The organism is Massilia sp. KIM, assembly GCF_002007115.1.
GTDB lineage: Bacteria > Pseudomonadota > Gammaproteobacteria > Burkholderiales > Burkholderiaceae_D > Telluria.
Genome location: NZ_MVAD01000004.1, coordinates 430,742 through 443,448 on the forward strand (window position 1 = coordinate 430,742; position 12,707 = coordinate 443,448).

Annotated in this window: 9 protein-coding genes; 5 read left to right on the forward strand and 4 right to left on the reverse strand. The window is 66.8% G+C overall.

Features of this window, described 5'->3' with window-relative positions:
* Positions 1-33: 33 nt before the first annotated feature.
* The 3 genes from B0920_RS24510 to B0920_RS24520 all read right to left on the reverse strand — a co-directional run bounded on the left by B0920_RS24510 (position 34) and on the right by B0920_RS24520 (position 2,642).
* Positions 34-798 (reverse strand): head GIN domain-containing protein, encoded by a 765-nt coding sequence (locus B0920_RS24510; protein WP_078035305.1) that lies wholly within the window; start codon positions 796-798, stop codon positions 34-36.
* A 126-nt stretch (positions 799-924) separates the two neighbouring features.
* Positions 925-1,752 (reverse strand): family 16 glycosylhydrolase, encoded by an 828-nt coding sequence (locus B0920_RS24515; protein ID WP_078035306.1) that lies wholly within the window; start codon positions 1,750-1,752, stop codon positions 925-927.
* A 17-nt stretch (positions 1,753-1,769) separates the two neighbouring features.
* On the reverse strand, positions 1,770-2,642 hold the full coding sequence (locus B0920_RS24520) for a polysaccharide deacetylase family protein (RefSeq protein ID WP_078035307.1): 873 nt from the start codon (positions 2,640-2,642) through the stop codon (positions 1,770-1,772).
* Positions 2,643-3,247: 605 nt separating this feature from the next.
* Between B0920_RS24520 and B0920_RS24525 the strand changes: the two genes are divergently transcribed.
* From B0920_RS24525 to B0920_RS24545, 5 genes are all read left to right on the forward strand, one after another.
* Positions 3,248-6,247 (forward strand): TonB-dependent receptor, encoded by a 3,000-nt coding sequence (locus tag B0920_RS24525; protein ID WP_229456853.1) that lies wholly within the window; start codon positions 3,248-3,250, stop codon positions 6,245-6,247.
* An 89-nt stretch (positions 6,248-6,336) separates the two neighbouring features.
* Complete coding sequence (locus tag B0920_RS24530) at positions 6,337-7,890, forward strand: tryptophan halogenase family protein (RefSeq protein ID WP_078035309.1); 1,554 nt, start codon at positions 6,337-6,339, stop codon at positions 7,888-7,890.
* Positions 7,891-7,911: 21 nt separating this feature from the next.
* On the forward strand, positions 7,912-8,631 hold the full coding sequence (locus tag B0920_RS24535) for a SapC family protein (protein WP_078035310.1): 720 nt from the start codon (positions 7,912-7,914) through the stop codon (positions 8,629-8,631).
* Positions 8,612-9,625, forward strand: a complete 1,014-nt coding sequence (locus B0920_RS24540; protein ID WP_078035311.1) for a cupin-like domain-containing protein — start codon at positions 8,612-8,614, stop codon at positions 9,623-9,625. The genes B0920_RS24535 and B0920_RS24540 overlap by 20 nt, the downstream gene beginning before the upstream one ends.
* A 12-nt stretch (positions 9,626-9,637) precedes the next feature.
* Positions 9,638-11,149 (forward strand): tryptophan halogenase family protein, encoded by a 1,512-nt coding sequence (locus B0920_RS24545; RefSeq protein ID WP_229456854.1) that lies wholly within the window; start codon positions 9,638-9,640, stop codon positions 11,147-11,149.
* A gap of 234 nt (positions 11,150-11,383) precedes the next feature.
* Here the strand turns inward: B0920_RS24545 and B0920_RS24550 are convergent, their stop codons facing one another.
* Entirely contained in the window at positions 11,384-12,694 is a 1,311-nt protein-coding gene (locus tag B0920_RS24550) for a sugar MFS transporter (RefSeq protein WP_078035312.1), read from the reverse strand.
* Positions 12,695-12,707 lie beyond the last annotated feature (13 nt).

Sequence of the window (12,707 nt, forward strand, 5' to 3'; positions counted from 1 at the left end):
TGCCTGCCTGCTGCGGCGAGTCCTGTTAGCAGCTCATTTCCAGTTGATCTTGCCCAGCCCGCTGGCATTGGCGTTGCGCTTGGCCGGGTTGCCCAGCACGGTGGCCGAACCGAGGCCGCTCAGGCGCACGTCCGCCGCCTGGCTGGCGCGCACCGTGGCGCCGCCCAGGCCGGTCAGGTCGAGGTCGACGGATTCGGCCTGCAGGTCCCTGGCTTCGAGGCTGCCGACGCCGCCCAGTCTGGCCTGCAGCGTGCGGGTCTGGCCCTGGACCGTCATGCGGCCGGCGCCGCGCATGTCGAGGTCGACCCGTTCGGCGCGCACGCCGTTGATGGTCATCGCGCCGACCCCGCCCAGGCGGGCGTCGATCCGGCGAAAGCCGCCGTCGACGGTGACCGCGCCCGCGCCGTCGAGGGCCAGCTTGACGGCCTCGCCCGAGAACCCGCTGACGGTGGAGCTGCCCACGCCGCTCGAGGAAAACTCGGCCAGGTTCGGCACCGTCAGTTCGGCGCGCAGCCTGTGCTCCATGTCGCCCTTGCGGGTGTTGAAGGATTCGGTGCCGATTTCCAGGGTATCGCCACGCTGGGCGGTGGTGATGCGTCCGACGTAGCGGCGGTCGCCGCTGAGCACCAGCGAAGGGGTCGCGCCCTGGCGCAGGACCAGGTCGACCACGCCGCCCAGCCTGACCTTGTTGACCCTGGCGTCGACGCTGCGGTTTTCACGCACGGCCTCCTCGGCGAAGGCGGCGCTGGCGCCGAAGGTGAGGGCGGCGGCGACGGCGGCGGTCAGCAGTGTTTGCATGGTGGTTCTCCGGGAAAGGTGTCGATGATGCCAGACTAAGCCAGCTTCCCGGATCTGCCTGCCGGATTGCGACGGACTGCAGGATCGGCGGTGCGGACCGCAGGAAACCGGCCCTGTCGGGACGGCTCAGCCGCCCGGCGCCGTCTTGCGGTAGACCCGCACGTAGTCCACCAGCATCTGCTGCGGCAGCACGGTGCTGCTGTCCGGATAACCCGGCCAATAGCCCCCCACCGCCAGGTTGAGCAGGATGAAGAAGGGATGCTCGAACACCCAGTCCCCGTTCACCAGCCCGGGTTTCGCGGTGTGGTAGTGGATGCCGTCGCGGTACCAGCGGATTTCACCCGGCTCCCATTCGACCGCGAACACATGGAAGTCGTCGGCGTAGGCGCCCTGGTCCAGCTTCGAGGGCTGTCCATAGGCCTTCTCGCCCGAGTAGCCCGGACCGTGCAGGGTGCCGTGGACCGTGGACGGTTCCTTGCCGATGTTCTCCATGATGTCGATCTCGCCCGAGCGCGGCCAGCCGACCTTGCCGATGTCGGCGCCCAGCATCCAGAACGCCGGCCAGATGCCCTGGCCTTTCGGCAGCTTGATGCGCGCCTCGAAGCGTCCGTGCATGCGCTCGTACAGGCCGGCCGTCTTCAGGCGCGCCGAGGTGTACTCGCGGTTCTCGTAGCGCTCCCTGCGCGCTTCGATCACCAGCATGCCGCCGCTCACGCGCACGTTCTCCGGCCGCCCGGTGTAGTACTGCATCTCGTTGTTGCCCCAGCCGTGGCCGCCGGTTTCGGCCACCCACTTGCCGCGGTCGAGGGTGTCGCCGTCGAATTCGTCGCTCCAGTCGAGGGTCCAGCCGGCGGCGGGGTCGAAGCCGGCGGGCGCGCTCCGGGTGGCGCATCCCGCGCACAGGGTGAGGGCGGCGAAGGCGGCCAGTGCGGCCAGTCTGGTGGTGAAGGGCATGGGGTCTCCAGTGGCCGTCAGCGCGCGGCAGGCTGGCGCGCCTGCTCCTGCTTGACGTGCTTCATGATGTTGAGAAAAGTGTCGGTCCAGTACTCGTCCTTGTGCGCGACCAGGTAGCGCAGCAGTTCCTGGTGGGCCTCGGCCGACACGCTCAGGTAGTCGCCGCCGATGCCGTGGAAGGTGAAGGCGACCATGGTGCCGCGTGCGCCGGCCTGGCGCACCAGTTCGATCAGCTCCTTGCCGCTGGAGCCCACCGGCGCCACCACCGGCACCGCATACGGGTCGAAGCCGGCCATGCTCGAGGCCACGCGCTCGCCGCCGCCGGCCTTGATCGCGACGAAGGCCGTGCGCAGCGCCGCGACGTAATCGCGGCCGGCCGCCCTGGTGTCGCCGCAAGGCGCGGTATAGGTGCGCTCGCGCCGGCCGTCGAGCGCTTCCAGCATGGTGTTGCCGAGCAGGACCTGGTCGCGCATCTGTTCCGGCGTGGTGGTGTCGAGGTTGCGGTGGGCCTGCACCCAGGCCCGGTCCGCGATGGATGCCGAGCACTGGTGGAACAGGCTGTGGTTGCCCAGTTCGTGTCCGCGCTGCGCCGCCGCGCGCCATTCGCCCATGCGCTGGGCGACCGCCGGATTCGAGAGCTGCAGGTAGAAGCTGCCCTTGAGCCCATGGCGGTCGAGGGCGGGAATCGCGTGGTCGAGCTGGGAATCGAGGGCGTCGTCGTAGGCCAGGCTGACGGCGGCGCGGGCGCCGCCCGGCCAGCGGAAGGCGCCGTCCTGGGCCAGCGCGGCTTCAGCCGCGAACACGCCGGCGACCAAGGCGGCGCAGGCCGCGAACAGCCGCGCGGACCGGCGTGCAGGCGGCCGGAAAGAGGGAAGGGCAGGGCGTTCCACGGAGCGGTTTCTCCCGGTGAGTTTGGAAACGTTACCAAAAAGACAAGCCGACTATAGCACCTTGGAAAAAACAGTGTCAACAAGACGCTGCGCGCCGCATCACCAGGGGCGTCGCCCTGGATGCAGCGGCAGGCCGGCACGGTGTTGCAAAACTGCCGCATATCGACCCATATCTATATGGAATATTCCGTTGACAATTTTTTTTGCTAACCCTAATATTCAAACAACTCACATGGAAACGTTTCCATGACCGGATGAAGTTCTCTCTCGACGCATCGGCGAGGACAGATGAAACAGCGCAGCGCATCACCCGATCCGCAAACCAGCGAGGACCTCGGCCCCGGCCGCAGGTCCTCGCTGCGCCGCTTGCAGGCCGGGGTTTCGCGCACATGGAACCCGGCGCCGCCGGGCTTGCCGGCAGGGTCCGGCGCACGACGTAGGCAAGGAGGTGTCCGGGTCCAGGGATAGGCGATGTGGCGGTCGGAGCGAGGCGCGTGGCGCCTTCGGCTGGTAGTGGAGACGAGTGACAAGACCGTGGTTGGGTGACGGTCATATTTACAATAACAGGAGAGCACATGTATTACCCCAAGGCGAAACAGACACTGATGAGCCTGGCAGTAGCCAGCGCCTGCGCGGCCTATCTGCCGGCATCCGCCCAGGACCAGGCGGCATCCTCGAGCAGCGCATCGACGACCCCGACCAGCGCGGCTTCCCAGGCCACCGACACCGCCAGCGCCCCCGGCCTGTCGCCCGGCGGCACCACCCAGACCGTGGTCGTCACCGGCCTGCGCGCATCGCTGGAATCCTCGCTGAACCTCAAGCGCAATGCGCAAGGCTTCGTCGACGGCATCGTGGCCGAAGACATCGGTAAGTTCCCCGACACCAACCTGGCCGAATCGCTGCAGCGCATCTCGGGCGTGTCGATCGACCGCAGCATCGGCGAAGGCTCCAAGGTCACCGTGCGCGGCGTCGGCCCCGACTTCAACCTGGTGCTGCTGAACGGCCGCCAGATGCCGACCTCCGGCCTGGGCGACCGCAACGGCCGCGCCTTCGACTTCGCCAACCTGGCCTCGGAATCGGTCTCGCAGATCCAGGTGTACAAGTCGGCCCGCGCCGAAACCCCGACCGGCGGCATCGGCGCCACCATCAACATCATCACCCCGCGTCCGCTCTCGCGTCCCGGCCTGCAGGCCAGCGTCGGCGTCAAGGGCGTGTACGACAAGTCCGCCCTGAACCTGCCCGACGACGTCAGGCGCGGCGACAACGTGACCCCGGAAATCTCGGGCATCTATTCGAACACCTCGGCCGACGGCCGCTTCGGCATCGCGATCACCGGCAGCTACCAGGAACGCAACCTGGGCTTCAACCAGGCTTCGGTGGGCAACGGCTGGAAAGGCCCGTTCCGCGGCGACGAGAACAACTGGGGCACCATTCCCCAGCCGGGCACCCCGGGCTCGGAGCTGATCACCAACCGTCCGAAGCCGGGCGACGTCTACCAGGTCCCGCAGAACCTGAACTACAGCCTGAACGGCGTGCAGCGCCAGCGCACCAACGGCCAGGTGGTGTTCCAGTTCGCCCCGACCAAGGCGCTGACCACCACCCTCGACTACACCTACTCGGAAAACAAGGTCCAGACCCGTCGCAACGACGTCTCGGCCTGGTTCAACTTCGGCCCCTCGTCGAGCTCCTGGACCGACGGCCCGGTCGCCAGCCCGCTGGTGTACACCGAGCTGATCCCGGCCGGCAACAGCGACATCGCCATGGGCGCGGCGGACTTCGCCACCAAGAACGAGAACAAGTCGCTCGGCTTCAACGCGGCCTGGAAGGTCAACAGCGACGTCCGCCTCGAGTTCGACATCCACCACTCGACCGCCGAATCGACCCCGGACAGCCCCTACGGTTCGAGCAACACCCTGGGCACCGCGAGCTTCAGCCGCGGCGACACCTCGGTCGACTTCACCCAGGAATTCCCGGTCCTGAGCATCAAGGGCGCCGACTTCGCGCGCGCCCCGCAGCAGGTCACCGGCTCGGTGTTCGAGAACGGCTACATGAAGACTGAGATCGACCAGGTCCAGACCCACGGCAGCTGGAAGATGCTCGAAGCGTCCGAGCTGAAGTTCGGCCTGGCGGCGACCAAGGTCGACTACCGCTCGGCCTTCTCGGTGCAGCAGCGCGACACCTGGACCGGCGCCACCAGCCCGGCCGACTACCCGGCCAGCGCCTTCCACCGCGAGACCCTGCGCAAGTACTTCGACAACCTGAGCGGCAGCGGCAACCCGAACCTGTTCAACCAGTTCAACACCTTCGACTTCGAAGAAGTGCGCAACCTGGCGATCAAGGCCACCGGCCGCCCCGACCTGTACACGCCGAAGACCACCTACGACACCGACCGCCGCACGGAAGAGAAGTCGAAGAGCCTGTACCTTCAGTTCAACACCGACTGGGATACCCGCTTCCCGCTGCACACCTCGATCGGCGTGCGCTACGAGAAGACCGACGTCACCTCGACCGCGCTGGTGCCGACCCCGCTGGCGATCACCTGGGTTTCGCAGAACGAGCTGCCGATCAAGTTCGGCGACGCCGGCTTCACCACCCTCAAGGGCAAGTACAACCACGTGCTGCCGAGCTTCGACGCCGACGTCGACCTGCGTTCGGACATGAAGGCGCGCTTCAGCTATGGCGAAACCATCGGCCGACCACGTTATGACCAGATCGCCGGCGGCCAGACCCTCGACAACCTGGCGCGCGTCGAAGGCGGCACCGGCAACCAGGGCAACCCGGCGCTGAAGCCCGTCAAGTCGAAGAACATCGACCTGGCCTTCGAGTGGTACTACGCGAAGTCGAGCTTCGTCTCGCTGAACCACTTCCGCAAGCACCTGGACAACTACGCCGGCCAGTCGCAGATCATTGCCCAGCCCTTCGGCGTGCGCACCCCGGTCGGCGGCGCCTACTGGAACGCGGCGCTGGCCAATGGCTGCGGCAACGGCGACACCACCTGCATCCGCAACTACATCCTGCGCAACTTCGCCGGCCAGCCTGGCGTGGAACGCGGCCCGGATGACGGCGCGGGCAACCCGACCGGCGTGATCACCGCGACCGCGACCGATCCGGTGGCGAACTTCCGCATCACCACCTTCTCGAACCAGAAGCGCGACCGCATCCGCGGCCTGGAATTCAACCTCCAGCACATGTTCGGCAACAGCGGTTTCGGCCTGGCGGCGAACTACACCTACGTGCACTCGGGTCTGCAGTACAACAACGCCAGCGTCGGCGAGCAGTTCGCGCTGGTCGGCCTGAGCGACTCGGCCAACCTGGTGGGTATCTTCGAGAACGACAAGTGGAACGTGCGCGCGGCCTACAACTGGCGCGACAAGTTCCTGTCCTCGACCTTCGACGGCGCGGGCCCCAACCCGAACTACGTCGAAGCCTACGGCCAGCTGGACCTGAGCATCGGCTACAACATCAACAAGAACCTGAGCTTGCAGTTCGAGGGCATCAACCTGACCGACGAGACCTCGCGCGTGCATGGCCGCACCAAGAACCAGGCGCTGTACGTGGTGCAGTCCGGCCCGCGCTACATGGTGGCGGCGCGCTACAAGTTCTGATGATCGCGTAGCAGGAAGGGGCCGCGGGTGTTTCGCCGCGGCCCGATCCGGGTTAGACTTCCCGCATCGCTTTTTTCAGGAAGCCCCCCATGGTGACGAGCACCATCAGTCACGTCGTGATCGTAGGCGGCGGGTCGGCCGGCTGGCTGACCGCCGCCGTTCTCGCCGCGCGCTACCGCCCGCTCGAACACGGCGGCCTGCGCATCACGCTGATCGAATCCCCCGACGTCGCGCCGATTGGCGTGGGCGAGGGCACCTGGCCCACCATGCGCGATACCCTGCGCGAGGCCGGGGTGTCCGAAACCGCCTTTTTCCGCTCCTGCGACGCCGCTTTCAAGCAGGGCTCGCGCTTCAACCGCTGGGTCAGCGGCGCCGAAGACGACTACTACTTCCACCCCTTCGTCCTGCCCCAGGGCTATGGCGAGACCGACCTCGGACGCCATTGGCAGAAGCGCCATGCACAGGTGCCCTTCGCCGACCTGGTGAGCTACCAGCCCCACCTGTGCGTGGCCGGGCGCGCGCCCAAGCAGGTGAGCACCCCCGAATTCGCGGGCGTGGCCAATTACGGCTACCACCTGGACGCCGGCAAGTTCGGCCTCTTCCTCAAGGCTCACTGCCTCGAGAAGCTGGGCGTGCACTACGTGCCCGACCACGTCACCGGCATCCGCTCGCACGAGAACGGCGACATCGCGGCCCTGCACACCAAGGAGCACGGCGAGCTCGAAGCCGACCTGTTCGTCGACTGCACCGGCATGCAGTCCATGCTGCTCGGGAAGCACTACGGCGTGCCCCTGCTGTCGCAGAAGCACGTGCTGTTCAACGACAGCGCGCTGGCGGTGCAGGTGCCCTATGCCGGCGAGAACGACCCGATCGCCTCCCAGACCACCTCCACCGCGCAGAGCGCGGGCTGGATCTGGGACATCGGCCTGCCGACCCGGCGCGGCGTGGGTCATGTGTATTCCAGCGCCCACGTCTCGGACGAAGAGGCCGAGCGCGAGCTGCGCGCCTACCTCAAGTCCACCGGCGTCACGGGCGAGATCCCGGCGCCGCGCAAGCTGGGCTTCCAGCCCGGCTACCGCGAGAAATTCTGGCACCGCAACTGCGTCGCCATCGGCCTGTCGGCCGGCTTCATCGAACCGCTGGAGGCCTCGGCCCTGGCCATGGTCGAGCTGTCGGCCGCCATGCTGGCCGACGAAATGCCGGTCACCCGCGACCAGCTCGACGCGTGCGCGCAACGTTTCAACGAGACCTTCACCTACCGCTGGGAGCGGGTGATCGACTTCCTCAAGCTGCACTACGTGCTGAGCCGACGCGAGGACAGCGACTACTGGCGCGACAACCGGCGCCCGGAAACCATCCCGGAGCGGCTGGCGAATCTGCTGACCCTCTGGCGCCACCGCCCTCCCTCGCGCTACGATATCAACCGCATCCAGGAAGTATTCCCGGCGGCGAGCTACCAGTACGTCATGTACGGAATGGGCTTCCGCCACGAACCCGGGCCGGCGCTGCGTCATGAAGACGCGGCGCTGGCCGACAGCTACCTGCGCGAAGCGGCGAGCCTGACTCGCCGGATGCTGCCGGCCCTGCCGGACAACCGCGCACTCATCGACCATATCCGGCGTCATGGGCTGCAACAACGATAAACCAGAAAGAAAGAGACACACATGCCCAACATCGCCCTGCTGAACAACGTCGAGCACAAGGACCTGCGCATCATCACCGATCACCGTCCCGGCCTGGGCGACGAGATCGCCTGGTGCCCGACCTACTCCAACGAGTTCCGCACGCTGCAGTCGACCTACCCGATCATCTTCCGCAAGATGGAAGACGGCATTCCTTATGAAGCGATCGTGCTGTTCGGCTTCACCGAGAACGAAAACCTGTTCCTCGGCCAGGACGGCTGGGACGCGCCCGTGATCCCGCTGCTGATCCAGCGCCAGCCCTTCATGATCGGCCTGCGCGGCGAGGAACTGATGATCCAGGTCGACCTGGACAACCCGCGCGTCAGCCGCACCGAAGGCGTGCCGGTGTTCCTCGAGCACGGCGGCAGCACCGAATACCTCGACACCGTCAACAGCATCCTGTCGACCATCCACCACGGCCTGCAGCGCGAAGCCGGCTTCATGGCCGCGCTCGAGAAATACCAGCTGCTCGAGACTTTCGCGCTCGACATCCAGCTCGACGACGGCTCGATGAACCGCATGTCGGGCTTCTACACCATCAACGAAGAACGCCTGGCCGCCCTGGAAGCCGAGGCCCTGGGCGAGCTGCACCGCGCCGGCTACCTGGCCCCGATCTACTTCGCCCTGGCCTCGCTGTCGAACTTCCGCAATCTCATCGATCGCAAGAACCGCAGGCTGCGCCATGCTACCGATCGCCAATAAAATCCGCGAAATCACCGGCCTGCGCCCGGGCGACCTGGGCGACGCCATCCTGACCTCCACCGAGCCGCTGCTGCTGCGCGGCCTGGTGGCCGACTGGCCGCTGGTGCGCGCAGCGCGCGCTTCGCAGGACGAGGCCGACGCCTACCTGCGCCGCTTCTACCGCGACGCCACGGTCAACGCCATGCTGGGCGCGCCCGAGATCGAGGGCCGCTACTTCTACAACGAAGACCTGACCGGCTTCAATTTCTACCCGATCCGGGTGCGCCTGGACGCCGTGCTGGACGAGCTGCAGAAGCACCGCCACACCGAGCCGCCGCCCTCGATCTACGTGGGCTCGACCACGATCGACACCAGCCTGCCGGGCCTGCGCGCCGAGAACGACGTCGACCTGGGCGAGCGCGACCCCCTGGTGAGCCTGTGGATCGGCAACCGCACCCGCATCGCCGCCCACTACGACCTGCCGGACAACCTGGCCTGCGTGGCCGCCGGCCACCGCCGCTTCACGCTGTTCCCGCCGGACCAGCTGAACAACCTCTACGTCGGCCCGCTCGACTACACGCCGGCCGGCCAGGCCATCAGCCTGGTGGACTTCGCCAGGCCCGATTACGAGAAATTCCCGCGCTTCGCCCAGGCCCTGGAACACGCCCAGGTGGCCGAGATGGAGCCGGGCGACGCCCTGTTCATTCCCAGCATGTGGTGGCACCATGTGGAAGCGCTGGACCGCTTCAACATCCTGGTGAACTACTGGTGGCGCCAGTCGCCGGGCTACATGGACACGCCGACCAACGCCCTGATGCACGCCCTGATGACGGTGCGCGACCTGCCGCCGGCCCAGCGCAAGGCCTGGGAAGGCCTGTTCCGCCACTACGTGTTCGAGGCCAACGAGGACACCGCCGCCCACATCCCGGAAGACGCGCGCCGCATCCTGGCGCCGCTGGACGACGACATGACGCGCGCGATCCGCACCCAATTACTCAAGCGGATGAACCGCTGACAGGAGACAGACGTGGAACACAGCAAGCAAACGACGGGCGGCGCGCGGCCGGTGCGCCGGGTGGTGATCGCCGGCGGCGGCACCGCCGGCTGGATGGCGGCGGCCTGCATCTCGAAGGTGCTGGGCAAGCGCCTCGACATCAAGCTGATCGAATCCGACGAGATCGGCACGGTGGGCGTGGGCGAGGCCACCATCCCGACCCTGGTGCACTTCCACAAGCTGCTCGAGATTAACGAGCAGGAGTTCATGGCCGCCACCAAGGCGACCTTCAAGCTCGGCATCAGCTTCGAGGGCTGGCGCAACGTCAAGGAAGACTACATCCACTCCTTCGGCATGACCGGCACCGACCACTGGACCGCCGGCTTCCAGCACTTCTGGCACAAGGGCCGCGAGCGCGGCCTGGCGGGCGACTACGGCGACTACTGCCTGGAGCTGCGCGCGGCCCAGGAAAAGCGCTTCGCCCACCTGCCGCGCGACGGCATGAACTACGCCTACCACCTGGACGCGACCGCCTACGCGCGCTTCCTGCGCCAGTTCAGCGAGCGCCACGGGGTGCAGCGCATCGAGGGCAAGATCGTCGACGTCACCACCAGCGCGCTGACGGGCCACATCCGCTCGATCACCCTGGATTCCGGCGCCGACATCGAGGGCGACCTGTTCATCGACTGCACCGGTTTCCGCGCGCTCCTGATCGGCCAGGCCATGAAGGTGGACTACGAGGACTGGTCGCAATGGCTGTTCAACGACAGCGCGGCGGCGGTGCAGACGATGTCGGTGGGCGAAGCCGTGCCCTACACCCGCTCGATCGCCCACGGCTTCGGCTGGCAGTGGCGCATCCCGCTGCAGCACCGCGTGGGCAACGGCATCGTGTTCTCGAGCCGCTACGCCGGGGAAGAGCAGGCGATCCAGGCCCTGATGGACAATGTCGAGGGCGAGGCCCTGATGAAGCCGCGCGTGATCAAGTTCACGCCGGGCCAGCGCAGGCAGGTCTGGAAGGGCAACTGCCTGGCCATCGGCCTGGCCAGCGGCTTCCTCGAGCCGATCGAATCGACCAGCATCCACCTGATCCAGCGCAGTATTGTCCGCCTGATGCAGATGTTCCCGAGCGACGGCATTTCGCAGTCGGACGTGGACGAGTACAACAAGCAGGCCTGGACCGAGATCGAGCACATCCGCGATTTCATCATCCTGCACTACCACGTCACCAACCGCGGTGACACGCCCTACTGGCGCGACGCCCGCAACATGGACGTGCCGGCCAGCCTGCGCCACAAGATCGACCTGTTCCGCGAGACCGGGCGCGTGTTCCGCATTTCGAACGAGCTGTTCGCCGAGAATTCGTGGATCCAGGTGATGCTGGGGCAGGGCGTGATGCCGGCGAGCCACCACCAGGCGGCCGACCTGATGGGCGACATCGAGCTGTCGCAGTTCCTGGGGTCGATCAAGGGGTCGATCGACAAGACCGTGAGTCAGCTGCCGTCGCACCAGCAATACGTCGAGCGTTACTGCAAGTCGCCGATGTAAATCGTCGGGCCAAACGTCGTTAGCTTAAAAACGGCGTTGGCCCCAAAACGTCGTCAGCCCCAAAACGTCGTTAGCCCCAAAACGTCGTTAGCCCCAAAAAGTCGTTAGCCTAAAAACGTCGTCCCCGCGAAGGCGGGGACCCAAGTTAAGCGCTGTGGTAACGCATAAAACTTGGGTCCCCGCCTTCGCGGGGACGACGTTGTTTACTGCTTGGTTTTTTTCAGCGGCGCCGCTTTATTCGGCCGCCACCTTCTGGCGATGCAGGTTCGCGTACTTCACCCCGAAGTACATGATGAACAGGTAGCAGGCCGCCGGCACCAGGAAGGACGGTTGCAGGCCGATGGTGTCGGCGAACATGCCCTGCACGAAAGGCACGATGGCCCCGCCCACGATGGCCATGCACAGGATGCCCGAACCCTGGCCGGTGTACTTGCCCAGCCCGTGCAGCGCCATGCTGAAGATGGTCGGGAACATGATCGAGTTGCACAGGCCGACCGCCAGGATCGCCCACATCGCCAGCGAACCCGAGGTGAAGGTCGCGAGCAGCACCAGCAGGATCGCGCCCAGGGCGGTGACCGCCAGCGACTTGCCCGGGCTGACGTAGCGCATTACGGCGAAGCCGATGAAGCGGCCCACCAGCGCGCCGCCCCAGTACAGGCTGACGTAGTGCGCGCCGTCGGCGTGGCTCAGGCCCGCGATATGGCTCTCGCCAAGGAAGTTGATCAGGAAGCTGCCGATCGAGACCTCGGCGCCCACGTACAGGAAGATCGCCAGGGTGCCCAGCACCAGGTGGCGGTAAGCCAGGGCGCCGCCCTTGCCGTCGGTCGCGACGGTGGTGCTGTCGTCATGGCTGATCTTCGGCAGCTTGGCCACCGCGAACAGAACCGCCAGGATCGCCAGCGCCGCGGCCAGGCCCAGGTAAGGACCCTGCACGGCGGCCGCTTCCTTGGCGCGGTAGGCCGCCTGGTCGGCGGCCGACAGGGCCGCCAGCTGGTCGGCGCCGAGGGTGGCGGCCGACAGGATCAGGATGCCGCCCAGGGCCGGCGCCACGGTGGTGCCGAGCGAGTTGAAGGCCTGGGTCAGGGTCAGGCGGCTGGACGCGGTGCGCGCCGGGCCGAGCACGGTGACGTAGGGGTTGGCCGCCACCTGCAGGATGGTGATGCCGCTCGCCAGGATGAAGAAGGCGAACAGGAACAGGCCGTAGCCACCCTGCGAGGCCGGGTAGAACAGGGCGCAGCCGGCGGCCGCGATCATCAGGCCGGTGACGGCGCCGTTCTGGTAGCCGATGCGGCGGATCAGGGCGCCGGCCGGCAGCGAGACGATGAAGTAGGCGCCGAAGAAGCAGAACTGCACCAGCATGGCCTGCAGGTAGGTCAGGGTGTAGATCGACTTCAGGTGCGGGATCAGGACGTCGTTCAGCGAGGTGAGCAAGCCCCACATGAAGAACAGGATGGTGACGATCACCAGCGCGCCGGTATGCGGATTGTGTTCGCTGTCGAGGGCCGTGGCGGCTGCCGGCGGCGGGGTCTGGGCCGTGTTGTGCATGGTGTCTCCGTTG